Below are 23,782 nucleotides of genomic sequence, written 5' to 3'. Positions count from 1 at the left end.
GGCACAGTCTGCGCAGCGAACGGTTAAGGCTGTGCTAACCGGGGAGACTCAGAGCCCCAGCCAGCGCCGCCACCAGGGTTTCGGCGCGGTCGGCCGGGCCTGGCCGCTCCGGGGCAGGAAGGGCTCGGGCCGGACCGGGGCCGGCTGATAGCGCGGGCCGCCGCGCCGGGGCGCCTGCCATTCCCAGATCGTGGTCGCGGTAAAGGTGCCGCGGTCGGGATCGAAACGCTCGATATTGACCCGGACCCCCTCGTGCGAGCCGCGCAGGCGCTCGCCCTGGGCAAGCGCATCCTCGCGCGTCTCGAGGACGTCGACCACGGTCCAGCGCCCGGCGCGCAGGACATGCACCTCATAGACTCTTTTACGCTCGCCCAGGTCGGTCATGGGTCGCCAACCCCTTGTTGCAGCCCCATCATACTGAACGATGTCTTGACCAAAGGTAACCACGCCCTGCATTCCTTAGCGTATCATGGCTGACGTCGAGATCGAGGCCGGGGCGCCCGCCGGGGCGACGCCCGTTCCGCCTTCCTCTTCCGCCCGCCTCGGGCCGCTGATGCGCTTGGTCCTGGCCCCGGTCTTCATGGTCGGGCGGATTTTCAAGGCGCTTTTCCGTGCCTTGCTGCGGGCCAGCCGCGAGGATGCGACCAATCTCGCCGCCTATCTGTCCTTCACCGGCCTGCTTTCGCTGTTTCCCTTCCTGATCGCGCTGGCGGCGCTGGCCGGCTCGCTCGGCACCGCCAACAGCGCGCAGCAGGCGGTGCAGGCCCTGTTCACCTTCCTGCCGGAAGACGTGGCGAAGACGCTGGCCCCCGCCGTCCGCCAGGTGCTGCTGTCGGGACAGAAGAGCGACCTGCTGACCATCGGCGTCGTCGTCACCCTGTTCACCGCCGGCAACGGCATCGCCGCCCTGCGCGTCGCCCTGAACCGGGCTTACGGCGCCGTCGAGCACCGGCACTTCCTGGTGCAGCAGGCGATCCATCTCAGTCTCGTGCTGCTGGGCGCCGTGGTCATGATCGGCATTTCCTTCGCCGTCATCCTGGGGCCGCAGGTCTGGGACTGGCTGGTGAAGCCCTATGCCCCGCGCTCGTGGAGCCGGCCTTTGTGGGATTTCGCCCGCTACGGCACCGGCACCTTGATGGTCTTCGCCTCGCTGGTCTTCATGCATTGGGCGCTGCCGGCCCGGCGACTGAAGATCCGCCTGGTCCTGGCCGGTTCGGCCCTGACCACGCTGGGCTGGATCGCCTGTGCCAGCCTGTTCTCGCTCTTTCTGCGCAATGTCGGTAACTATAATGTAACATACGGTAGCCTGGGCTCCATTGTGGTCGTCCTGGTATTTTTTTATGCCAGTGCGACACTTTTGTTGATCGGTGCCCATTTCAATGTGGCGCTTTTCAGTATAGAACCCGCATCCCCCCCTTCCCCACAACCGAACCTATCGATGGGTGCCATTCGGGAGCGTGGCCTGCGCGCCTTACGCTCCGTATTCAGGAGAACGATGACCATGGACCGCCAGACCCAGCATACGGCTTTTGCCGGACGGCTCGTGATTATCGGCTTCGGCTCGATCGGACAGGGTGTCTTGCCTCTCATCCTCCGGCATATCGACATGCCGGCGGACCGGATCACCATCGTGACCGCCGAGGAACAAGGCGCCGCCGTCGCTGCCGAATACGGCGTGACCTTCATCAAGGAACCGCTCACGCGCGATAATTACGCCAGCCTGCTGACGCCGCTGATCGGCCGGGGCGACTTCATCCTGAATCTGTCGGTCGACGTCTCGTCGCTGGCGCTGGTCGAATTCGCGCACGGGCGCGACGCGCTCTATCTCGACACCTGCATCGAGCCCTGGGCCGGCGGCTATACCGATACCTCGCTCAGCGCCTCCGCCCGCTCGAACTACGGCCTTCGCGAACAGGCGCTGGCCCTGAAGGCGAAATATCCGGGCGGGCCGACCGCGGTCCTGACCCATGGCGCCAACCCGGGCCACGTCAGCCACCTGGTGAAACAGGGCCTGCTGGACATCGCCGCCGCCAGCAACCACCCGGCCGCGGTCCCGACCAGCCGCGAGGGCTGGGCCGCGCTCGCCCGCGACCTCGGCATCAAGGTCATCCATATCGCCGAGCGCGACAGCCAGAAGGCCAATATTCCCCGGGCCATCGGCGAATTCGTCAACACCTGGTCGATCGACGGCTTCGTCGGCGAGGGCTGCCAGCCGGCCGAACTCGGCTGGGGCACCCACGAGCGGCATTTCCCGGCCGACGGCGCCCGCCACGATTACGGCGCCGGCGCCGCGATCTATCTCAAGCGCCCCGGCGCCTCGGTCCGCATCCGCACCTGGACGCCGATGGAAGGTCCCTTCCACGGCTTCCTGATCACCCATTCCGAGGCGATCTCGCTGGCCGACTACCTGAGCGTCAGCGAGAACGGCGAGACCGTCTACCGCCCGACCAGCCATTACGCCTATCACCCGTCCGACGACGCGGTGATGTCGGTCCATGAGCTGGCCGGCAAGAACTGGAAGATGCAGGACAGGAAGCGCCTGATGCGGGACGAGATCGTCTCGGGCTACGACGAATTGGGCGTGCTGCTGGCCGGCCATGCCAAGGGCGCCTATTGGCTCGGCTCCCATCTCGATATCCACACCGCCAGGACGCTCGCCCCCCACAACGGCGCGACCACGCTTCAGGTGACCTCGTCGGTGCTGGCCGGCCTGGTCTGGGCGATCGAGAACCCGCGAAAGGGCGTGATCGAGCCGGAAGAGATGGACTTCGCCCGCTGCCTGGCCATCGCCGGCGAATATTGGGGCCCGCGGGTCGGCGTCTTCACCGATTGGACGCCGCTCGACGACCGCGCCCAATTGTTCGAGGAAGACCTCGATACCGAGGACCCCTGGCAGTTCAAGAATATCCGCGTGATCTGAGCAAAGGGGGCCGGCGCGGGCCGCACTTGCGCCGGCCCGCGCGCCACACTAGTTTCCTATCATCGGATCGTTTACCCGCGCCCGCGCGGCGCAGGAGCTGGCCATGAGCGAAGAAGTCTTCGACCGCATCCGTCGCGACATCGACGAAAACCCGGTGGTCCTCTACATGAAGGGCACGCCGATCTTCCCGCAGTGCGGCTTCTCCGCCGCGGTGGTGCAGGTGCTGGGGCGCCTGGGCGTGAAGTTCAAGGGCTTCGACGTCCTGACCGACCCTTCGCTCCGCGACGGCATCAAGCGCTTCTCGGACTGGCCGACCATTCCCCAGCTCTATGTGAAGGGTGAATTCGTCGGCGGCTGCGACATCATCCGCGAAATGTACCAGACCGGCGAATTGCAGGCCCTGCTGGCCGAAAAGGGCATCGCCTACAACGACGCCGCCTGAGCGCCGCCAAGCGAAACGAACCCCCGCCGGCCCGGCCGGCGGGGGTTTTTCATGCTCAGAGCACGCCGAGCATGGAGGCGACCAGCGGGTGGCGGACGATGTCCCGGTCCGACAGGCGGACGACGGCGATGCCCGGGACGACTTCCAGCTTCTCGGCGATGCCGGCCAGGCCGGACAGGCCTTCGAGCAGGTCGCTCTGGTCCGGGTCGCCGGTCAGCACCATGGTGGAATGCCAGCCGAGCCGGGTGAGCAGCATCTTGATCTGGGCATAGGTGCAGTTCTGCGCCTCGTCGATCACGACGAAGGCGCCGTTCAGCGTGCGTCCGCGCATGAAGGCGACGGGGGCGATCTCGATCGAGCCGTTGGCGAGATAGGCCTTCAGGCGCTTCGCCCCCAGGCGCTCGTTCAGCGCGTCGTAGAGCGGCTGGAGATAGGGCGCCAGCTTTTCATGCATGTCGCCGGGCAGGTAGCCCAGGCTTTCCCCCGCCTCGACCGCGGGGCGGGAGAGGACGATGCGGTTCACTTCGCCGGCTTCGAGCGCCTCGACCGCCTGGGCGATGGCGAGATAGGTCTTGCCGGTGCCGGCCGGGCCCAGCGCCAGGGTAAGATTGTGGTTCTGGATCGCCTCGATCAGGATGCGCTGGTTCTCGCTCTGCGGCCTGACCTTCTTCACGAAACGCTGTTCGCGATTGTCTTCGTCCACCGGGTCCCAGCCGGCAACCTCCTGAAACAGGGTGCGGACCTTGCCTTCATGGGCATCGCCCTGGGATTTGGCACGGGTGGCTCTCTTGGTCATGCGGCACTCCTCGATTCTTGAGCGAGAGGCAGGCAGGCGTCGCCCCGGCCGCAGGCGCGGAGGCCCGCCGCGCGGGCAACAAAAAAGCCGCCTGAAACGGGCGGCTTCTCATCGCACGGCGGCATTGCTGCGCGGCGGAGGGAGGGGGGCGAGATGTGGCGCGGATGGATCAGGGTCGATAACCTTTTCACCACGGTTCACAACGCCACTATTATGCGCCGATAGCGGCACTTGTCCGCAAGATTTTGTTGCGTCACACAAAAATAACACAAGGAACCCGCCGTGAAACCAAGTCTCGGCCGTGCGCTGAAATGGTCCGCCCTCGGGCTTGGAACGCTGATCGTCACGCTCGCCGTGGTCCTGGCGGGCGTGGCGCTGTGGCTCGTCCGGTCGGTCCCGGCGAGCGAGGGGGAAAGCGTGGCGGCGGGGCTTGGCGCCCCTGTCCGGATCATGCGCGATTCGCACGGCATTCCCCATGTCGTTTCCGCCGATGGCCGCGATGCCTTCGTCGCCCTCGGCCGCCTGCATGCCGAGGACCGGCTGTTCCAGATGGAGCTGTTCCGCCGCTTCGGCCGGGGCGAGCTTGCCGCCGTCGCCGGCAGCGCGGCGGTGCCGGCCGATACCTATGCGCGGACGCTGGGCATCGCCCGCATGGCCGAGGCCGATTACGCCGCCGCCAGCCCCGCGCTGAAGGCCGTGCTCGAAGCCTATGCCGAAGGCGTGAACAGCTGGATCGCCGGCCGTGACCGCCCCCTGCCCCCGGAATTCACCCTGCTGATGACCGAGCCCGCGCCCTGGCGGCCGTCGGACAGCCTGGTGCTCGGCAAGCTGCTCGGCATGATGCTGACCGGGAACTGGCAGGGCGAGGCGCTGCGCAGCCGCCTTGCCGCCCGGCTGGACGGCGAGACCCTGGAATTCCTGACGCCCCCGACCGGCGGCGGGCCCGCCATCGACGGCGCCGGCACGCTTGCCCCCTTTGCCGCTTTGCCGGCGCTGCGCCGCGCGCTGGATTTCGCCTTCGAGGTGCCCGGCGCCGACCAGATCGGCGCCGGCGCTTCCAACGCCTGGGCCGTGGCCGGCGAGCGCACGGCGACCGGCAAGCCGATCCTGGCCAACGACCCGCATCTGGGGCTGATGGCGCCGGGGCTCTGGTATCTCGTCCATCTCGCCGCGCCGGACCTTGCCGTGGTCGGGGCGACGATTCCGGGCATTCCCATGCCCCTGCTCGGCCATAACGGCCATGTCGCCTGGGGCCTGACCACGACCAACGGCGATGCCGCCGATCTCTTCATCGAGACCGTCGATCCCGCGGACCCCACGCGTTACCTGACGCCCGACGGCCCGCGCCCGTTCGAGCTGCGTGAGGAACGGATCGAAGTCCGCTTCGGCGAACCGGTGACCGTCACCATCCGCAGCACAAGGCACGGCCCCGTGGTCTCCGACCTGGCCGCCGGCAGCCTGCCCCGGGCCGAGGGGACGGTGGTGGCGCTTGCCCATGCCGCCCTGCAGCCGGGGGACAAGACGCCGGAAGCCCTGCTCGGCTTCGTCGCGGCCAAGGATGCCGACGATTTCCTGGCCGCCGCCCGCCAGTTCCACAGCCCGCAGCAGAACCTGACCTATGCCGACACCAAGGGCACGATCGGCATGGTTTCGGCCGGCCGCCTGCCGGTCCGCAAATCCGGCGACGGCCGCATGCCGGCGGACGGCGCCTCGGGCGCCGGCGACTGGACCGGCTTCGTGCCCTTCGAGGCCCTGCCCCAGGTGCGCCGGCCGGGCAGCGGCGTGGTGCTGAATGCCAATAATGCCGTCACCGGCCCGGATTACCCGGTGCTGGTCGGCAAGGATTACGACGTCCCCTATCGGGCCGAGCGGCTGGCCGCGCTGCTGGCGGCAAAACCCGCCGGCTATACGCTGGACGATGCCGCGGCCGGCCAGGCCGACACGCTGTCCCCGTTCTCGGTCGAATTCATCGCGCCCCTGATCGCGCTGCACGGCCCGGCCGAGGGACGGCCGGGAGAGGCGCTGGCGATCCTCGCCGCCTGGGACCGGCGGATGAGCGCCGACAGCCCCGCCCCCCTGATCGCCATGGCCTGGGCCCGGGACCTCAACCGCCGGCTTTTCGCCGGCCGGCTGGGCGAGGATTACGGCGGCTGGGCCGGGCTGCGGCCGGTGCAACTGCGCGCGGTCCTGAACGGCCAGGGGCAATGGTGCGACGACCCGGCGACACCGGCGGCGGAGGATTGCCGGACCCAGGCCCGCGCGGCCCTGGACGGCGCCCTGGCGCAACTGGCGGCGCAGCAGGGCGAAACCCCGGCCGACTGGCGCTGGGGCAAGGCCCATGTCGCCGACATGCGCCACCCGATTCTCCGTTTCCTGCCGGTGCTGAGCGGGTGGACCGCGATCCGGCCCCCGGTCGGCGGCGGCGAGGACACGCTGCTGCGCGGCGCCATGCGCTTCGGCGCCCGCGACAATCCCTTCGCCAATGTCCATGCCGCCGGCTTCCGCGCGGTCTACGACCTTGCCGACCTGTCGCGCTCGCGCTTCATCATTTCGACCGGACAGTCGGGCAATCCCTATTCGCCCCATTGGGACGACCTGTCGGGGATCTGGGCCGCCGACGGCTATGTCGAGATCCCGACCGCGCCGGAAAAATGGCAGGGGCCCGGCTATCGGGAATACAGGCTCTTGCCTTCGCGGTGATCAATGTCACAGAATGACCTCAATTTGCTGCATATGCTAAGCAACCGTAACGAATTGGGGGATACGGTTCGTGGCTGTCTGGCATCCGAGCCTCTGGCATCCGAGACAACAGCCGCCCGGTAATCTATACCGGGCATGGCGCCGGCCCATCGGGTCTGGCACCGCGGCGGTCTGCGCCCTTGCCGCCTTTGTCCTCGCCGCCTTGGGCGGCGAGACGACACGCGCTGCCCGGGCCGAGGTGCTGGACGTCATCGCGGTCGAGGGCGGGCGCCTGACCGGCAATGCGGACGGCCGCGAACTCGACACCGGCGATCTGGTCGGCACCACCTTCCTTGACGGGCTGTTCGTCTATTCCATCGTCGATGCGGTGAAGGACCCGCTGCTGCCCGGGGTCTGGCGCTACCGCATCACCTGGCGCGCCCCGGACAGCCGGGCGTGGTCCGCCGTCTGCCGCAATTCCCGCGGCTCCACCGGCTGGGCCTATGCCCTGCCGGGCACCGACGGCCCCCGCTTCGTCTGCGAGGATACGGCCATGGCCCAATGTCTGGCCGGGGCCGGCCGGCTCAGCCCGCAAGCCGCTTTCGACCGCTGCATTTCCGGCTGAATTCGCACCTTTTGCCACGCAAACACTCTTGCCGCATTGCGGCAATATCAGGGATGCTGATTGCAGGGTCACTGTAACAGCCTGACGGAGTGCGCTTATGGCAACTGAGGGTGCGAACAAGTTTTCCCACGTCAAGCCGGCCGATACGGCCTTCATCGGCGAGGGCTTGCGCGACTTCTTCCTCTATCGCGATCTCGGCATCACCGAGGCGACCGGCGGCAAGGTGATCGCCCAACTGGTCAAGGCCAACAACCCGCCGACCGCCGGCACCGGCTGGCACCAGCACCAGGCGGACTTCCACATCGTCATCATGCTGAAGGGCTGGGCCCGCTTCATGTATGAGGACAAGGACACGCTGGTCGAGGCCGGGGACTGCGTGCACCAGCGCCCGGGCATCACCCATTACCTCTACGATTACTCGCCCGACATGGAATATCTGGAAATCGTCGGGCCGGCGGATTTCGGCACCAAGGACGCGGAAGGCCCCTGTCCCGTGCCGGAGCCTGTTCCCTGGTCGTAACCGCAACTCAGCGGCCGAAGGCCGGCAGGGCGCCGACATCCCGTCGTGCCGCCCGCCGGTCCTGGCGCAGCGCGAGGCGCAGCACCAGCACGATCAGGACGAGCATGGCCGCCACCATCACCGCCTCGCCGACGGCGGAGAGCAGCAGGCTGCCGGCGAGCCCGGCGTCCGCCCAGGGCACGATCACGAGGCCGAGGGCGGCAAGGAACAGGGCGGCCCAGACGAAGGGCAGGCTGCTGGCCGCCGATTGCCGCCAGTTGACGAACAGGGACTGCGCCCGCGCCGGATCGCTCGCCTGCCACGCCTCGCGCAGCAGCAGGGCGGCGAACAGCAGGTTGATCACCGGCAGCAGCCAGAGGACCGCCGCCGTCGCCGCCGGCCAGGCGGCATCGCTGACCCCGAGCGGGGCGAGATTGTCGCGCACGCCGCGGATGTAATGCAGCAGAACACAGCAGAGCCCGGCCAGCGCCGCGCATTCCACCTTCTTCAGGAGGAGCGCGCTGCGCCGGACCTCCTCGATCAGGGGATCGTGCAGCAGGATCAGCAGGCGGTGCAGGATCATCACCGCGATGATCGCGACCGCGACCGCCAGAAGGCAGAGCGCCAGCGCCCGCGGCGCGGGCGAGCGATAGAGCAACGTCGCGGCACCCGCAATCTGGGACATGGCCATTCCCCCAAGCACAGCCGAACCGGATCGGCCGATTCTGCGGGCAATGCCTTTACGTTTAGTTAGCGTCCGGCGGCAATGCGAGGCCCGCCAGCACTTCTTCCGTGTGCTGGCCGAGGGATGGCGACGGCCGGTCGAGCACGAGGTCGCTGCGCGACAGGCGGATGGGCGTGCGCACCCCGGGCACCGGCATGCCGCCGGAATCGAGTTCGAGCTGCATCCCGCGGTGGCGGACCTGGGGATCGGCGAAGACCTGGGCGACCGTGTTGATCGGCCCCGCCGGCACGCCCGCCGCCTCGAAGCCGGCCAGCAGCGTGTCGCGCGGGATTTCGGCCATGCGCGCCGCCATCAGGGGGATCAGGGTCTCGCGGTGGCGCACCCTGTCCTCGTTGGTGGCGAAGCGCGGGTCGGTGCCGAGACCGGCAAGGCCGAGCACGGCCGCCGCCTTCCTGAACTGGCCGTCGTTGCCGACCGCGAGGATCAGGTGGCCGTCGGCGCAGGCGAAGCTCTGATAGGGGACGATGCTCGGATGGGCATTGCCGTAACGCCTGGGGGTGTTGCCGGTGGCGAGATAGGCGATCGAATGATTGCCGAGAATGGCGACCTGGGTATCCAGCAGCGCCATGTCGACATGCTGGCCGAGGCCGGATTTTTCCCGTTCCGCCAGGGCGGCCTGGATGGCGACCACCGCATAGACGCCGGTGAAGAGATCGACCAGGGGGATCCCGACCCGCTGGGGCGGGCCGTCCGCCTCCCCCGTCAGGTCCATGATGCCGCCGAGGCCCTGGATCATCAGGTCGTAGCCGGCCCGTCTGGCATAGGGCCCGTCCTGGCCGAAGCCGGTGATGGAACAATAGACGAGGCGCGGGTTGAGCGCCGACAGGCTTTGATAGTCGAGGCCGTAGCGGGCAAGGCCGCCGACCTTGAAATTCTCGATCAGGACATCGGCGCCGCGCACGAGATCGCGGATCGCCGCCTGCCCTGCCGGCGTCGCGATATCGACGGCGACCGAGCGCTTGCCCCGGTTGCAGCCGTGGAAATAGGCAGCACCCAGGGTGCCGCCGTCCGGCCCGGGCAGGAAGGGCGGGCCCCAGGACCTCGTATCGTCCCCCGCCCCCGGCTTTTCGATCTTGATCACGTCGGCGCCGAGATCGGCCAGGATCTGGCCGGCCCAGGGACCGGCCAGGATGCGGGCGAGTTCGATGACCCGCAGCCCCTCGTGCGGCGCCCCGGCCATGATCAGAAGAACGCCTGCAGGCCGGTCTGGGCCCGGCCCAGGATCAGGGCATGGACGTCGTGGGTGCCTTCGTAGGTATTCACCGTCTCGAGGTTCAGCAGGTGGCGGATGACGTGGAATTCGCCGGAAATGCCGTTGCCGCCGTGCATGTCGCGGGCCTGGCGGGCGATGTCCAGCGCCTTGCCGCAATTGTTGCGCTTCACCAGCGAGATCGCCTCGGGCAGGACCTTGCCCTCGTCCATCAGGCGCCCGACGCGGAGCGAGCCTTGCAGCCCGAGGCTGATCTCGGTCTGCATGTCGGCCAGCTTCTTCTGCACCAATTGGGTCTGGGCCAGCGGGCGGCCGAACTGCTTGCGGTCCAACGTATATTGCCGCGCGGCGTGCCAGCAGAATTCGGCGGCGCCGAGTGCCCCCCAGGAAATGCCGTAACGCGCCCGGTTCAGGCAGCCGAAGGGACCGCCCAGGCCGCGCGCGTTCGGCAGCAGGTTTTCTGCCGGCACGAAGACATTGTCGAGCACGATCTCGCCGGTGATCGAGGCGCGCAGCGACAGCTTGTTCTCGATCTTCGGGGTAGAGAAGCCCTTGAAACCGCGCTCGACCACGAAGCCCTTGATCTCATTGTCATGGGCGTCCGACTTGGCCCAGACCACCGCGAGGTCGGCGATCGGCGAATTGGTGATCCACATCTTGGCGCCGTTCAGGATGTAACCGCCGTCGACCTTGGCGGCGCGGGTGCGCATGCCGCCGGGGTCCGAGCCGTGGTCGGGCTCGGTCAGGCCGAAGCAGCCGATCCATTCGCCGGTCGCCAGCTTCGGCAGATACTTGCGGCGCTGGTCCTCGTCGCCATAGGCATGGATCGGATGCATGACCAGGGACGATTGCACGCTCATCGCCGAGCGGTAACCGGAATCGACCCGCTCCACCTCCCGCGCGGCCAGGCCATAGGCGACATAGGAGACGCCGGCGCCGCCGTATTCGGCCGGGATGGTCGAGCCGAGGAAGCCCAATTCCCCCATTTCATTCATGATCTCGCGGTCGAAACGCTCCTCCGCGAAGGCGGAGACGACGCGCGGCAGCAGCTTTTCCTGCGCATAGGCGCGGACGCTGTCGCGGATCAGGCGCTCGTCCTCGCTCAATTGGTCTTCCAGCAGGAACGCATCTTCCCAGACGAAGGCGGCGCGCGACGAAGCCATCATGGTCTCCACAATTCCAAGATGCCCGAGGATGGCCGAGGGAAAGACGCTTCGCAACGGATGATCCCGGATCAACTTCATGCGATATTCTCATCAAGTCGCCCGGAAGCACCATGACCGACCAGCCCCTCAGCCGCCGCCTGATCCCGCCGCTCGGCAGCCTCGTCGCCTTCGAGGCGGCGGCCCGGCTGGGCAGCTTCACCCGCGCCGCCGAGGAATTGAACCTGAGCCAGGGCGCGGTCAGCCGGCAGGTGAAGGACCTGGAGGCGCGGCTGGGCCTTGCCCTGTTCGAGCGCCGGCGCCAGCGCGTGCATCTGACCGAGGCCGGCCGCTTCTATGCCGAGCAATTGCGCGACACGCTGGCGCGCTTCGCCTCCGCCACCGCCCAGACCATCGCCTTCAGGGGCAGCGGCGGCACTCTCGACCTCGCCATCCTGCCGACCATCGGCACCCGCTGGCTGATCCCGCGCCTGCCGGATTTCTTCGCCCGCCACCGCGACGTCACCATCCGCTTCTCGACCCGGCTGCGCCCCTTCGATTTCGAGCAGGAGGGGCTGGACGCCGCCATCCATTTCGGCGACGCCCATTGGCCGGGCGCGGTGCTGCACCGCCTGATGGGCGAAGTGCTGGTGCCGGTCGCCGCCCCGGCCCTGATCGAGGCCGCCGGCTATCGCACGCCCGCGGACCTGCGCCACGCCACCCTGCTGGTCCAGGCGACGCGGCCGCGCGCCTGGGGCGAATGTTTCGCCGCCCTCGGCCTCGGCCCGGCGGGCGACCAGCAGCGCCTGAGCTTCGAGCAATTCGCCATGGTCCTCCAGGCGGCGGTGGCCGGCCTGGGCATCGCGCTCGCCCCCGAATTGCTGGTCGCCGAGGAAATCCGCCGGGGCGAGCTGGTGCCCCTGTTCGACACCCGGGTGATCTCGTCCCAGGGCTATTTCCTGGCCTATCCGGAGGCGAAGCGGAACCTGCCGGCACTGGCCGCCTTCCGCGACTGGCTGCTTTGCCAGATCGCCCCCGAATGATTTGAAAAGATGATCATTATCAAGGTGTTAGTGATCGTTATTTCCGCTCGGAGGCCGGGATCGGCATCCGATTTCTTGCTTTTGAGTGTCACTCGCAAAATAAATCGCCTCATCGACCGGGCCGGCCACCGTGGCCGCCGGGGGCATCTGTTTAGTGATGGGGAATTTGATGGGTATGATCCGGCAGTCCCTGCTGCGGGGCGTGGCTTTCGGCGCCTTGGCAGCCGGTACCTTCGGCCTTCCGGCGCTGGCGCAGGAAGCGGCGCCGATCCAGCTCGACCAGGTTACGGTCGAGGGCGAGGCGGATCCAAAGCCCGTCAAGGCCGAGACCACCGACCGGGAAACGCTGGAAGAGCGCCAGGTCGAGAATTTCGAAGACTTCTCCCGCCGCGTCGATGCCGGCGTCAATGTCGACCGCGGCACCCGCAGCATCAATATCCGCGGCCTCGGCGAAGACCGGGTCCTGACCACCATCGACGGCATCCGCCTGCCCTGGCTGAACGATCCCGTGCGCTCCTATCGCGGCGGCCTGTCCAGCGTCAGCTTCGATTCGCTGTCGACCATCGACATCTTCAAGGGGGCGGATTCCAGCACCCTCGGCTCGGGCGCCCTCGGCGGCGCCGTGGTCCTGCGCACGCTGCAACCCGAAGACCTGCTGGCCGGGGACAAGAATTTCGGCGGCCTGCTGAAGGAAACCTATACCAGCGACGACGAGAGCTGGCGCACGACCGCCGCCGTGGCGGCGCGGCTGGGCGATACGCTGGTGCTGGCCCAGGGCGGCTATCGCTTCGGCCACGAGCTGGAAAACCAGGGCAATGTCGATGTCCTGGGCGCGACCCGGACGGTCGCCGATCCGTCCGACCGTGAGGAAGGCAACGGCCTGATCACCATCCACCATTATCTGGCGGAAGGGCATCGCCTGGGCTTCACCGGCGAATATTACAACGACGAGAACGAGATCGACACGCTGTCGGCGCAAGGGACGACCGCGACCTTCGCGGCCGGCGCCAATACGGTGACCGAAATCAACAACCGCAAGCGCGCCTCGGTCGACTACACCTTCTCGGCGCCGTCCGCGGACAGCCTGGTGCAGCAGGCCCGCGTCATCCTCTACTGGCAGGATACGACCCGGGAAAACAACCAGGACGCCCGCCGCCGCACCCCCGCCGTCGCCGGCCAGTCGGGCCTCTTCGTCCGCGAATACAAGACCGAGGAAGAGACCTATGGCGCCAACGGCGATGCGACCCTGGCGTTCACGGCCGGCGGCCTCGGCCACCGGCTGACCCTGGGCGCCGATTTCGCCGCCACGCGTTCCGAGCAGTTCGCCGGCGGCGCCGACGACTGCACCCGCACCGGCGTTACCACCGGCACCTGCGCCAGCCTGAAGGTCAACCAGGCCGATATTCCCGAAGCCGAGGGCCGCGATTTCGCCGCCTTCGTGCAGGACGACATCAGCCTGCTGGACGGCACCCTGACCGTCACCCCGGGCCTGCGCTTCGACTGGTTCGAGCGCGAACCGCAGGACAGCGCCGCCTTCCGCAACAACGCCGGTTCGGCCGTGACCGGGCTGCCCGCCTCGTCCGACGGTTCCCGCGTGTCGCCGAAACTGCTGCTGACCTGGACCCCGGACAAGGATGTCTCGCTTTACGCTCAATGGGCACAGGCTTACCGCGCGCCGTCGGTCGGCGAACTCTATACCGTGTTCCGCGGCAGCGCCGGCCCGTCCGCCTACATGGTGGTCGGCAACCCGGACCTGAAGCCCGAGACCAGCAATTCCTATGAAGTCGGCGCCAAGCTCGGCGACGACAAGCTGGGCGGGCGCATCGCCTTCTTCAACAGCTATTACCGCAACTTCATCGAAGCGGTGAACCTGACCCCCGCCCCCGCCGGTTACCTGTTCTATCAACAGAACCAGAACCTCTCGCGGGTGCAGATCTACGGCGTCGAGCTGAGCACCCAATGGGCCTTCGCCGAAGGCTGGCGGAGCTGGGGCTCGCTCTCCGTCGCCACCGGCAAGAACACCGAGACCGATGCCTATCTGAACTCGGTGCCGCCGCTGCGCGCCCTCGTCGGCCTCGGCTATTCGGCCGACAGCTGGGGCGCCGATGCGGTGGTCAATGCCGCCGCCACCCGCGACGATACCGCGCTGGCGTCGGACGTCCGGGTGCCGTCCTACACCACCCTGGACCTGACCGCCTATTGGGAACCGTCCTTCGTGCCGGGTGTCCGGATCGACGGCGGCATCTTCAACGTCTTCGATACGACCTATTGGAATGCGCTGAACGTGCCCGACGCCACCTCGGCCACCGCCGCGCCGGCCCAGGCGACCATCGACCGGGTTTCGGAGCCCGGCCGGAACTTCCGGGTCAGCGCGACCTACCGCTTCTGATCCCGCCGCCCCGGCCTTCGGGCCGGGGCGGTTCCCAATGCCCGCTCCCGCCGCTACAATCGCCCGAAATGGCGAAGAGAACGGGATGATACCGCAGCCGGACCAAAAGCTCCTGGCCTGGATCGGCTTCCCCGCCCCGCCCTATCGGCTGCGCGGGGCATCGCCGCTGCGGCGGGCGGCCGGATATCTGGCCGCCGGCGTGCTGGCAAGCGCCGGGGCCGCCCTTCTCGTCGCCTATTTCTTCTTCACCCCGGCGGGGCGCGGCCTGCTGATCGACAGCGCCCTGGCCCTCGGCCTGGGGCAGCCGGTGCCCGGCGCCGTCGTCAGCCTCGATCCCTGCAGCTATGACGCCAGCCCCGCGGGCAGCAAGACCCCGGGCGAATGGGAATGCCCCGTCACCATCGAGATCGAAGGCCGCACCCATCGCTATGCGCTCGAAACCGTCAGCGAGCCCAGTAATCCGCAGCCCCGGGGCGCCGGCCTCCTGTTCGGCCGGCCTGGGGTCTATTGGTCGTTCGGCCTGCTGGCGGCCCGCTGGTTCAATGCCCTTCTCCTCGTGGTCATCGGCGGCGGCCTGATCGGGCTCGGCCTCACCTTTCTCGGCCTTGCGGGCGCGTCCCGGCGCGACCGCCGCCTCGCCCGGGGACAGGTGCGCAGCGCCGACCTGCTGACCTGGCAGGGCCGCCCCTGGTTCGCCTTCATCGACGATGCCGGCAATCGCCGCTTCCAACACGCGGACCACGCGCTTTCGCCCCTGGTCCTCGACGGCGTGCGCACCACCGGGGCCGCCCTGGTCCGGGGCCGTCACGCAGTGCTGCTCGACCGGAGCCTCGCCCCCCTCGCCCTCGGCCGGGCGCCATCGGCGGCCCTGCTTGAACGGATCACGGCGGTGCAGGAGAAGGCCCGCTACCGCCACCGCCTGCCGCCCCAGCCGGGGGAACCGGCGGATCTGAAGGCCCGGATCGAAGCGGTGGAAAATGCGCTCGGCGAGGCGCCGGACCCGGAAGCCCTGCACCGCCTCTATGACGCCGCCTGGCGCCTGGTCTGGGACAGCGACGATGCGGAGGTCGCGACCCGGGCCCTCAAGGCCCGCGACGCCATTGCGCTGAAGCTCGGCCCGGCCGCCGCCTTTGCCGCCCTCGACCGCAGCCGGACGGCCCATGCCGCCCCGGCTGCGGGATCATGATCAGCGCCGCTTGCCCTTGCCGGACGCGGCGCTGACCTTCAGGTCTTCGAGGTCGACGACGAAGATCTCGCCGTCCTCGGTCGTCATATAGAGACGGCCGCCGTCGGCGCTCCAGGCCAGGCCGGTGGGCAGGCCGCCGCCGACCTCCTTCAGCAGCACCTGGCCCTCGACCATGAAGCGGCCCATCTCGATGCGGCCGTCCTCGAAGCAAGCGGCGACCACCGGCAGCTTGGGGTGGGCGGCGACATGAGTCGCCAGGAATTCCTCGGACGCGCCGAACTGATGCGGCGGCCGGCCCATGGGCCCCTTGCCGATGAAATCCCACGAGGTCACATAGGGGCTGCCGGCGCAGGCCATCCAGCGTTCGTCCGCCGACCAGGCGAAGCTCTTCACCTTGGCGGCATAGCCGGACATGCGCATGTCGACGCCGTCGTCGATGCGCCAGCCGTGCAATTCCTTGTCCTGGGTGCCGGTGACGACGAAGCGGCCGTCCGGGCTCCAGGTCAGGCTGACGTGGCTGCCCTTCCACGGCAGCGCCTTGGGCGTGCCGGCGAGACCGGCCGCATACCACAGGGTGACCCCGCCGTAATGGGCCGCCGCCACCCGCTTGCCCTTCGGATTGAAGGCAAGCGCGGTGATGGTGGTCGCGACCGGCGGCGCCTCGCCCTGAAGCGTGCCGGCGGCATCGAACAGGCGCAGCACCTTGCCGCTGGCGACGGCGATCAGGCCGCCGGCGGCCGTGGCCGCGACCGCGCCGACCCAGGCCTTGCCCGCGGGCAGCAATTCGGTCAGGGCGCCGCCGGGCCCGAGCAGCACGGCACGGCCATCGTCGCCGCCGCTGACGAAGCCGCCCTTGGGCCCGGCCGCCAGCGCCTGGGAAACGCCGTCATGGACCTCGACCGCGCTCAATTCCGCCGGCGCCAGGGCGGAACCGGCGGCGATGCGGCCATCGTCCAGCGCCACCGCCAGCGTATCGCTCGCGCCGAGGGCCAGGGCGACGATGCCGGCCGCCTGGGGGAAACAGTCGACCCGGCTGGCGGGCAGGCGGTCGGCGTAGATTTCGTCTTCGAAGGTTCCGAATTCAGGCGGCACGGCAGGCCTCGAACCCGGCCTTCAGCGCCGGCACATCCAGGTTGCGGCCGATGAAGACGATGCGCGAGATGCGCGGATCGTCCGCCGCCCAGGGCCGGCGATAATCGCCGTCCATCAGCATGTGCACGCCCTGGAAGACGAATTGGTCGTCCTGGTTGACGAAGGAGAGGATGCCCTTCGAGCGCAGTATATCCGCGCCCTTGCTTTGCAGGATGGAGGAGATCCAGCGGTTGAACTTGTTCTCGTCGAGGGGCTCGACCGCGGTCAGCGAGATCGAGGCGATGTCGTCGTTGTGGCTGTGGACATGGCCCTCGCGCAGGAACTGCGGCTCGAAGGCGAGGATGCGGTCGAGATCGAAGGCGCCGCGGTCCAGCACCTTGTCGAGATCGATGACGCTGTTCCTGGTGCGGTGGATTTCCGCCGAGGTATTGACGGCGCGGATCAGCCCCTCGATCCGGTCGAGGTCTTCGGCCGTGGCGAGATCGGTCTTGTTCAGGAGGATGACGTCGGCAAAGGCGATCTGCTCGCGCGCTTCCTTGGAATCGGCGAGGCGGGCCTCGATGTTGCGGGCATCGACCACGGTCACCACCGCGTCGAGCTTCGCCTTCGCCTGCACGTCCTCGTCGACGAAGAAGGTCTGGGCCACCGGGGCGGGATCGGCCAGGCCCGTGGTCTCGATCAGGATGGCGTCGAACCGGCCCTTGCGGCGCATCAGCCCGGTCAGGATGCGGATCAGGTCGCCGCGCACGGTGCAGCAGATGCAGCCGTTGTTCATTTCGAACACTTCCTCGTCGGTTTCCACCACGAGGTCGTTGTCGATGCCGATCTCCCCGAACTCATTCACCACCACGGCATAACGCTTGCCGTGCTGCTCGGTCAGGATACGGTTCAGAAGCGTCGTCTTGCCGGCGCCGAGATAGCCGGTCAACACGGTCACGGGGACCCGGTCCATGGGTACTCACTCCATCGTCATGCCGCCCGCGGTCAGGCGCCCAGCGCCTCCGCCAGGGCGGCGAGATTATGCTCGAACATGGCAATATAGGTGGAGGCCGGCCCCGTTGCACCAGAGAGTGCGTCGGAATAAAGCGTGCCGCCGATGCGCGCCCCGGTTTCCTTGGCGATCTGCTCGATCAGGCGGGGGTCGGTGATATTCTCGAGGAAGACCGCCGGCGCCTTCTCCTGCTTGATCTGGCGGATCAGCTGGGCGACGCCCTTGGCCGAGGCTTCCGATTCGGTGGAGACGCCCTGGGGCGCCAGCACGGTCAGGCCATAGGCGGCGGCGAAATAGCCGAAGGCATCATGGCTGGTGATGATCTTGCGCCGTTCCGCCGGCAGCGCCCCGATCGCCGCCTTCACCCTCGCGTCGAGGGCGGCCAGCTTGGCCTTATAGGCGGCGGCATTGGCGGCATAGGCGTCGCGGTCCGCGGGATCGGCGGCCTCGAGCGCAGCCGCGATCGTATCGACATAGGCAAGGACATTGCCGATATCCTGCCAGGCATGGGGATCGACATTGCCGTGGTCGTGGTCGTGATCGCCATGATCGTCATGGCCGGCGTGTTCCTCGTGGCCCTCGTCCTCCCCGGCCATTTCGCGCGGGGTGATGCCCTTGCTGGCGACGACGACGGGGCCCTTGTAGCCCGACGCCTCGGTCAGGCGCTCGATCCAGCCCTCGAAGCCGAGGCCGTTGACGATGACGAGATCGGCCCCGGCCACCGCCTTGGCATCCGCCGGGCTGGGCTGGAAGACATGGGCATCGCCGTCGGGCCCGACCAGGGTGGTGAGCGCGATCCGGTCGCCGCCGACATTGGCGACGATATCGCCGAGGATCGAGAAAGAGGCGACGACCTTGAGCGGCTGATCGCCGAGCGCCGGGGTGGCGGTCAGCAGGCCGAGGGCGATCAGGGCATGGGACAGCTTCATGGCATCAAGCCTCCAGATGACGGCGGGGAATGAACCGGTGGACGATGCCGCCGACCGGCCCGGCGATGATCGAGACGGCGTAGAAGACGCCGGCGGTGATCACGATGGCGGGGCCCGACGGCAGGTCGGTATGATAGGAAACCAGCAGGCCGAGCCAGCCCGACAGCATGGCGATGACGATGGCGACCGCCGACATGCTCCACACCTGGCCGGCCCAGAAGCGGCTGGCGGCGGCGGGCAGCATCATCAGGCCGACCGCCATCAAGGTGCCGAGCGCCTGGAACCCGGCCACCAGATTGACCACGACGAGGACCAGAAACAGCACGTGATAGACCGAGCCCCCGCCCCCGACGGCGCGGAGGAAGCCCGGATCGAAACATTCGACGATCAGGGGCCGGTAGATCACCGCCAGCACGGCAAGGCTGAGGGTCGCGATGGCGGCGACGGTCAGCAGCGAGGCATCGTCGACCGCAAGGATGGTGCCGAACAGGACATGCAGCAGATCGACGTTTGAGCCCCTGGTCGAGACGATGAGCACGCCGAGGCTGAGCGAAATCAGGTAGAAGCCGGCGAAACTGGCATCTTCCCGCAGCGCCGTCATCCGCGTGACCAGGCCCGACAGCAGCGCGACCGAAAGCCCGGCGATCAGCCCGCCCAGCCCCATGGCCCAGATGTTCAGCCCGGCGATCAGGAAGCCGATGGCGGCGCCGGGCAGCACGGCATGGCTCATGGCATCGCCGATCAGGCTCATCCGCCGCAGCATCAGGAGAACGCCGACCGGGCCGCAGCCGAGCGCCAGCGCAAAGCAGGCGACCAGGGCCCGCCGCATGAAGGTGAATTCGGCAAAGGGCTCGAACAGCAGGGACCAGAGATCCATCGTCCCGCCCTCAAGCCCGCCGGCGGACGGGTTCGCAGACCGCCGCGTCCTCGTTCCAGCCCTCCGACATGCGCCGCGCGGTCAGCAGGTGTTCCGCGGTCAGGCATTCGGGGGTCGGGCCGCAGGCGATCAATTCCCGCGCCAGCAGCAAAGTGTCGGGGAAATGATGGCGCACCTGCTCCATGTCGTGCAGCACGGCAACCACGGTCCGTTTCTCGCCGTGCCAGCGCGCGACGAGGTCGAGAAGATCGGCCGTGGTCCGCGCGTCGATGGCATTGAAGGGCTCGTCCAGCAGGATGACGCTGGCATCCTGGAGCAGCAGCCGGGCAAACAGCACGCGCTGGAACTGCCCGACCGAGAGCGAGCCGATCGGGCGCCGCTCGAAGCCCTCGAGCCCGACCGCCGACAGGGCTTCGGCAATGCCGCGGCGCATGGCCCCGGTCAGCCGGCCGAGAATGCCCGCCCGGCACCAATGGCCGAGCGCGACCGTATCGGCGACGGTAATGGGGAAACTGCGGTCGATCTCCGCCTGCTGGGGCAGATAGGCGATGTCGGCGCGCCTCAGCCCGCCGGTCGAGACCCGCCCCTCGGCCGGTTTCAGCAGGCCGACGATGGCCTTGATCAAGGTCGACTTGCCCGCCCCGTTCGGCCCGACCACCGCGGTCATCGAACCCGGCGCCAGCCGGCAGGAGACATGATGCACCGCCGGGTGGCGGTCATAGGCGACGGTCAGGTCCTCGACCAGGATGGCGTCATGCCGGCTCATGACGCCAATGCCCAGAACACGGCCAGCCACAGCAATGCCGACAGGCCGGCGACGACCGCAAGGCGCGACAGGGCGCCCTGGGTAAGCACGGTCGGCGGAATATCGGGCATGGCACTCTCCCTCGAACAAGGATGTTATAACATAACACTTATCACAAAGGTCAAGGCCGCGCGGTGAGGCCGATCACAGGGAATAGCGATCACCCCGCTTGCGCCGCCGCCGGCAGCGCCGTAAACCTCAACCATAGATGAGGTTCATATGGCCGAAGAGTACAGCCGCATGACATTGACGGTGGGCGAGGTGGCGAAGCGCAGCGGCGTCGCCGTTTCCACCCTGCATTTCTACGAAGCCAAGGGCCTGATCGAAGGCTGGCGCAGCGACGGCAACCAGCGGCGCTATCACCGCGCCATCCTGCGCCGGGTGGCGATCATCCGCGTCGCCCAGCGCGCCGGGATTCCGCTGGCCGCGATCCGGGAAGCCCTGGCCGGCCTGCCCCTGGACCATGCCCCGACCGCCGAGGACTGGCGTCGCTTCACCGCCGCCTGGACCGGCATGCTGGAAGAGCGGATCACCAGCCTGACCCAATTACGCGACCAATTGAGCCTGTGCATCGGCTGTGGTTGCCTGTCCCTGACCGATTGCCCCTTGCGCAACCCGGACGACACCCTGGCGGCGGACGGCCCCGGCCCCCGCTGCCTGAGCCCCGGGGGCGATCGCAAAAAGCGCCCTTGACCTCAACCATGCTTGAGGTTCTATCAATACGGTCGGTTCAGATTCCCGTTTCGCGGAGTACCGACATGAAAGCCACCGCCCCGCCCCCGACAGCAGCAATCCAGGCGACCGCAGTCCCGCGGCCCCCGGCCGGCACCCTGCCCCTGTCTCCCCTCGCCCGCCTGGCCCGGATCCTGGCCGGGGCGCAGCCGTGAGCGGCAAAGAGGCGTCCCGCGACCCGGCGCTGAAAAGGAGAACGCCCCGGCGGGGGGCCGCCGGGGCGTTCGGATAGGCCAGGTCAGACCGGTCAGGTCAGGCGGCCTGCCAACCGAGCACGGCCTTGATCTCAAGGAAATCGTGCAGGCCGAATTCGCCCCATTCGCGGCCGTTGCCCGATTGCTTGAAGCCACCGAAGGGCGCGCCGAAATCGGGGCCGGCGCCGTTCAGGTGGACATTGCCGGTACGCAGCCGCGCCGCGACCTTGCGGGCGTGCTCGATATCGCCGGACTGAACATAGCCGGACAGGCCATAGACCGTGTCGTTGGCCATGCGGACGGCATCATCCTCGCTGTCATAGGGCAGGATCGCGAGGACCGGGCCGAAGATTTCCTCGCGCGCGATGGTCATTTCGTTGGTGACATTGCCGAACACCGTGGGACGGACGAAATAGCCCTTGTTCAGCCCTTCCGGCAGGCCGGTGCCGCCGGTGACCAGCGTCGCCCCTTCCTCGATGCCCTTGGCGATCAAGGCCTGGATCTTGTTGAACTGCACGTCCGAGACCACGGGGCCCATGGTCACGCCCTCGTCGAAGGGATTGCCGACCTTGATCTTCTCGGCCACCGCCTTGGCGATCGCCAGGGCATCGTCCTGCATTTCGCGCGGGACGAACATGCGGCTCGGCGCGTTGCACGACTGGCCGGAATTGTTCATGAGGCCGCGGACGCCGCCGGTCACCGCCGTCTTCAGGTCCGCATCGCGCAGGATGATGTTGGCGGATTTGCCGCCCAGTTCCTGGGCCACGCGCTTCACCGTGTCGGCCGCCGCCTTGGCCACGGCGACACCGGCGCGGGTCGAGCCGGTGAAGGACACCATGTCGACGTCCGGATGCGACGACAGCGCCTGGCCGACGCCCGGCCCGTCGCCGTTCACGAGGTTGAACACGCCCTTGGGCACGCCCGCCTCATGCAGCACTTCGGCGAAGATCATGGCATTGACCGGGGCGATTTCCGACGGCTTCAGCACGATGGTGCAGCCGGCGGCCAGTGCCGGCGCCACCTTGCAGACGATCTGGTTGATCGGCCAGTTCCAGGGCGTGATGAAGGCGCAGACGCCGACCGGTTCCTTGGAGATCGCGGTGGTGCCGCGCACTTCCTGGAACGGGAAATCCTTCAGGATCTCGATCATCTTGGCCAGATGGGCGACGCCGGTCGCCGCCTGGGCCGCCTTGGACAGGAAGGCCGGGGCGCCCATCTCGGTCGAGATCGCCTCGACGAAATCGGCATAGCGGGCCTGATAGGCGGTGAGAATGCGCTGGAGGAGGTCGATCCTCTCTTCCCGCGTGGTCTGCGAATAGCTGTCGAAGGCCGCCTTGGCCGCCTTCACCGCCTTGTCCGCGTCGGCGGCGCCGCCGATCGAAATGCGGGCGAAGGCATCCTCGGTCGCGGGGTTGATGACGTCGAGGCTGCGCGGCTCGACCGGGTCGACCCAGGTGCCGTCGATGTAGAAACGCAGATACTCTCTCATGTGCCTCCTCCTGTCCCGTATGCACGGGGGCCGATTTTTTCGGGCGCTTGTTGGCGGCGAAGACGTTAGGGCCAATTCCGGCCGAGGTCGAGGCACTTCACGCCGGAACGGCCACCACACCATTTCGGCGCGAATTCCCTGACAATTTGTCGACGCACCCCTTGACGCTGGCGCCGGGCTGTTCCACGCAATGGACAAAGCACAAGTCAGGCCATCGAGGGGAGAGAGCCGATGTCCCGGGTCGCCAGCATGATTGTCCTGTCCGTCTGCGTCGGCGCGGCGGTCAGCGGCTGTTCGAGCGTCAAGGACCGCCTGTCCAAGCGCAGCCTGTTCCCCGACGTCTATGCCGGCGGCGCAGCCCCCCCGGCCGCCGCGGCACCGGCCCCTGCTGCGCCGGTCCCCGCGCCGGTCCCCGCCCCGATCATCGAGTCGAGCCCCCCCAGCGCCGCCCCCGCCCCCAGTGCCCCGGCCGCGAGCACCGCGCCCCCGGCCGATCCCGCGGCGGGTGCGGCAGTGATCTACGACGCCACCACCGGCCAGGGCGGCGCCCCGGCCCCGGCGCCGGCCTCCGCGGCGGCACCGGCCGCAGGCGGCGATCCCGCCGCCGGTGCCACCGTGATCTATGACGGCGGCCAGCACACCGAACCCGCCGGATCGGCCGCGCCCGTGCCCGAAGTGGCGGCCCCGGCCCCCGGCCCCCTGTTCCTGGAGCCGCCGAAGCCCGTCGCCGCCCCGGTGCCCGAGGTGACGCCCGCCCCGCTCGAAGCCGCGGCGCCGGTGGCGGAGCCGCCGGCCCCGGCCGCCCCCGAAACCACGACGACAGCCGAGCCGGCGATCGCCGAACCCGCCGCTGCCGCCGGCGCGCTTCCGGCCCAGAGCATCCGGACGATCACGCCCGAAGGCGGCGCCCCGGCCGCCGCCGATGCCCCGGCCGCGGCAAGCGCAACCAACGCCCAGCCCGCCCGCTCGGTCCGGACGATCACGCCGGAGTGAGGCG

The 23,782-nt window shown here is 68.5% G+C and carries 22 protein-coding genes and 1 pseudogene; 12 read left to right on the top strand and 11 right to left on the bottom strand.

The genetic code is table 11. From position 1 onward, the window contains the following. Positions 1-48: 48 nt before the first annotated feature. Positions 49-384: a hypothetical protein gene (locus tag DKG75_RS01520; protein WP_109919311.1), complete on the bottom strand. Its 336-nt coding sequence runs from the start codon at positions 382-384 to the stop codon at positions 49-51. A gap of 85 nt (positions 385-469) precedes the next feature. Here DKG75_RS01520 and DKG75_RS23310 point away from each other — a divergent pair. The 3 genes and pseudogenes from DKG75_RS23310 to grxD form a co-directional block, all read left to right on the top strand. Beyond that, positions 470-1,381 (top strand): annotated as a pseudogene (locus DKG75_RS23310) (YihY/virulence factor BrkB family protein); the annotation flags it as partial. Positions 1,382-1,501: 120 nt separating this feature from the next. Beyond that, positions 1,502-2,920 (top strand): homospermidine synthase, encoded by a 1,419-nt coding sequence (locus DKG75_RS23305; protein ID WP_243746508.1) that lies wholly within the window; start codon positions 1,502-1,504, stop codon positions 2,918-2,920. Between the two features lie 103 nt (positions 2,921-3,023). Then, positions 3,024-3,362 (top strand): Grx4 family monothiol glutaredoxin, encoded by a 339-nt coding sequence (gene grxD / locus DKG75_RS01510; protein ID WP_109919309.1) that lies wholly within the window; start codon positions 3,024-3,026, stop codon positions 3,360-3,362. 55 nt (positions 3,363-3,417) lie between these two features. Here grxD and DKG75_RS01505 read toward each other — a convergent pair whose 3' ends face one another. Continuing rightward, a complete protein-coding gene (locus DKG75_RS01505) occupies positions 3,418-4,158 on the bottom strand; it encodes a PhoH family protein (protein WP_109919308.1) in 741 nt (246 codons plus the stop codon). Between the two features lie 282 nt (positions 4,159-4,440). Between DKG75_RS01505 and DKG75_RS01500 the strand changes: the two genes are divergently transcribed. From DKG75_RS01500 to DKG75_RS01490, 3 genes are all read left to right on the top strand, one after another. Next, entirely contained in the window at positions 4,441-6,858 is a 2,418-nt protein-coding gene (locus DKG75_RS01500; protein ID WP_109919307.1) for a penicillin acylase family protein, read from the top strand. A 70-nt stretch (positions 6,859-6,928) separates the two neighbouring features. Then, positions 6,929-7,462, top strand: coding sequence for a hypothetical protein (locus DKG75_RS01495; protein ID WP_133636907.1), 534 nt, complete (start codon positions 6,929-6,931; stop codon positions 7,460-7,462). A 97-nt stretch (positions 7,463-7,559) separates the two neighbouring features. Next, positions 7,560-7,982, top strand: a complete 423-nt coding sequence (locus DKG75_RS01490; protein WP_109919305.1) for a cupin domain-containing protein — start codon at positions 7,560-7,562, stop codon at positions 7,980-7,982. Between the two features lie 7 nt (positions 7,983-7,989). Here DKG75_RS01490 and DKG75_RS01485 read toward each other — a convergent pair whose 3' ends face one another. The 3 genes from DKG75_RS01485 to DKG75_RS01475 form a co-directional block, all read right to left on the bottom strand. Next, positions 7,990-8,646, bottom strand: a complete 657-nt coding sequence (locus DKG75_RS01485; RefSeq protein ID WP_166646437.1) for a DUF4328 domain-containing protein — start codon at positions 8,644-8,646, stop codon at positions 7,990-7,992. Positions 8,647-8,707: 61 nt separating this feature from the next. Continuing rightward, positions 8,708-9,886: a CaiB/BaiF CoA transferase family protein gene (locus tag DKG75_RS01480; protein ID WP_109919303.1), complete on the bottom strand. Its 1,179-nt coding sequence runs from the start codon at positions 9,884-9,886 to the stop codon at positions 8,708-8,710. A gap of 2 nt (positions 9,887-9,888) precedes the next feature. Then, complete coding sequence (locus DKG75_RS01475; protein ID WP_109920102.1) at positions 9,889-11,082, bottom strand: acyl-CoA dehydrogenase; 1,194 nt, start codon at positions 11,080-11,082, stop codon at positions 9,889-9,891. A gap of 110 nt (positions 11,083-11,192) precedes the next feature. On the opposite strand from DKG75_RS01475, the gene gcvA reads away from it, so the two are divergent. The 3 genes from gcvA to DKG75_RS01460 all read left to right on the top strand — a co-directional run bounded on the left by gcvA (position 11,193) and on the right by DKG75_RS01460 (position 15,676). Further along, positions 11,193-12,101: a transcriptional regulator GcvA gene (gene gcvA / locus DKG75_RS01470; protein ID WP_109919302.1), complete on the top strand. Its 909-nt coding sequence runs from the start codon at positions 11,193-11,195 to the stop codon at positions 12,099-12,101. A gap of 169 nt (positions 12,102-12,270) precedes the next feature. Beyond that, the gene (locus DKG75_RS01465) at positions 12,271-14,490 is read left to right on the top strand and encodes a TonB-dependent hemoglobin/transferrin/lactoferrin family receptor (RefSeq protein ID WP_166646438.1); all 2,220 of its coding nucleotides are present in this window, start codon (positions 12,271-12,273) and stop codon (positions 14,488-14,490) included. An 85-nt stretch (positions 14,491-14,575) separates the two neighbouring features. After that, positions 14,576-15,676, top strand: coding sequence for a hypothetical protein (locus DKG75_RS01460; RefSeq protein WP_109919300.1), 1,101 nt, complete (start codon positions 14,576-14,578; stop codon positions 15,674-15,676). Here the strand turns inward: DKG75_RS01460 and DKG75_RS01455 are convergent, their stop codons facing one another. From DKG75_RS01455 to aztA, 5 genes are read right to left on the bottom strand one after another with little or no spacing between them, the layout of a single operon-like run. After that, positions 15,677-16,768 carry a WD40 repeat domain-containing protein gene (locus tag DKG75_RS01455; RefSeq protein ID WP_109919299.1) on the bottom strand — a complete coding sequence of 364 codons (1,092 nt, stop codon included), beginning with the start codon at positions 16,766-16,768 and terminating at the stop codon, positions 15,677-15,679. After that, the gene (locus DKG75_RS01450) at positions 16,758-17,720 is read right to left on the bottom strand and encodes a CobW family GTP-binding protein (protein ID WP_109919298.1); all 963 of its coding nucleotides are present in this window, start codon (positions 17,718-17,720) and stop codon (positions 16,758-16,760) included. The genes DKG75_RS01455 and DKG75_RS01450 overlap by 11 nt, the downstream gene beginning before the upstream one ends. Positions 17,721-17,752: 32 nt before the next feature. Next, positions 17,753-18,688 (bottom strand): metal ABC transporter solute-binding protein, Zn/Mn family, encoded by a 936-nt coding sequence (locus DKG75_RS01445; protein ID WP_109919297.1) that lies wholly within the window; start codon positions 18,686-18,688, stop codon positions 17,753-17,755. A 4-nt stretch (positions 18,689-18,692) separates the two neighbouring features. Beyond that, on the bottom strand, positions 18,693-19,565 hold the full coding sequence (locus DKG75_RS01440) for a metal ABC transporter permease (RefSeq protein ID WP_109919296.1): 873 nt from the start codon (positions 19,563-19,565) through the stop codon (positions 18,693-18,695). 10 nt (positions 19,566-19,575) lie between these two features. Then, positions 19,576-20,331, bottom strand: coding sequence for a zinc ABC transporter ATP-binding protein AztA (gene aztA / locus DKG75_RS01435; RefSeq protein WP_109919295.1), 756 nt, complete (start codon positions 20,329-20,331; stop codon positions 19,576-19,578). 258 nt (positions 20,332-20,589) lie between these two features. Between aztA and soxR the strand changes: the two genes are divergently transcribed. Continuing rightward, on the top strand, positions 20,590-21,063 hold the full coding sequence (soxR, locus tag DKG75_RS01430) for a redox-sensitive transcriptional activator SoxR (protein ID WP_109919294.1): 474 nt from the start codon (positions 20,590-20,592) through the stop codon (positions 21,061-21,063). Positions 21,064-21,128: 65 nt separating this feature from the next. After that, positions 21,129-21,257 carry a hypothetical protein gene (locus DKG75_RS23655; RefSeq protein WP_280523239.1) on the top strand — a complete coding sequence of 43 codons (129 nt, stop codon included), beginning with the start codon at positions 21,129-21,131 and terminating at the stop codon, positions 21,255-21,257. 97 nt (positions 21,258-21,354) lie between these two features. Here DKG75_RS23655 and DKG75_RS01425 read toward each other — a convergent pair whose 3' ends face one another. Then, positions 21,355-22,785 carry an aldehyde dehydrogenase family protein gene (locus DKG75_RS01425; RefSeq protein ID WP_109919293.1) on the bottom strand — a complete coding sequence of 477 codons (1,431 nt, stop codon included), beginning with the start codon at positions 22,783-22,785 and terminating at the stop codon, positions 21,355-21,357. Between the two features lie 231 nt (positions 22,786-23,016). On the opposite strand from DKG75_RS01425, the gene DKG75_RS23650 reads away from it, so the two are divergent. Then, positions 23,017-23,778 (top strand): hypothetical protein, encoded by a 762-nt coding sequence (locus DKG75_RS23650; RefSeq protein WP_109919292.1) that lies wholly within the window; start codon positions 23,017-23,019, stop codon positions 23,776-23,778. The last annotated feature ends 4 nt before the right edge of the window (positions 23,779-23,782 follow it).

The organism is Zavarzinia compransoris (assembly GCF_003173055.1).
Classification (GTDB): domain Bacteria; phylum Pseudomonadota; class Alphaproteobacteria; order Zavarziniales; family Zavarziniaceae; genus Zavarzinia; species Zavarzinia compransoris.
The sequence above is the reverse complement of the archived record's forward strand: the minus strand, read 5'-3'. Positions and strand labels throughout refer to the sequence as shown.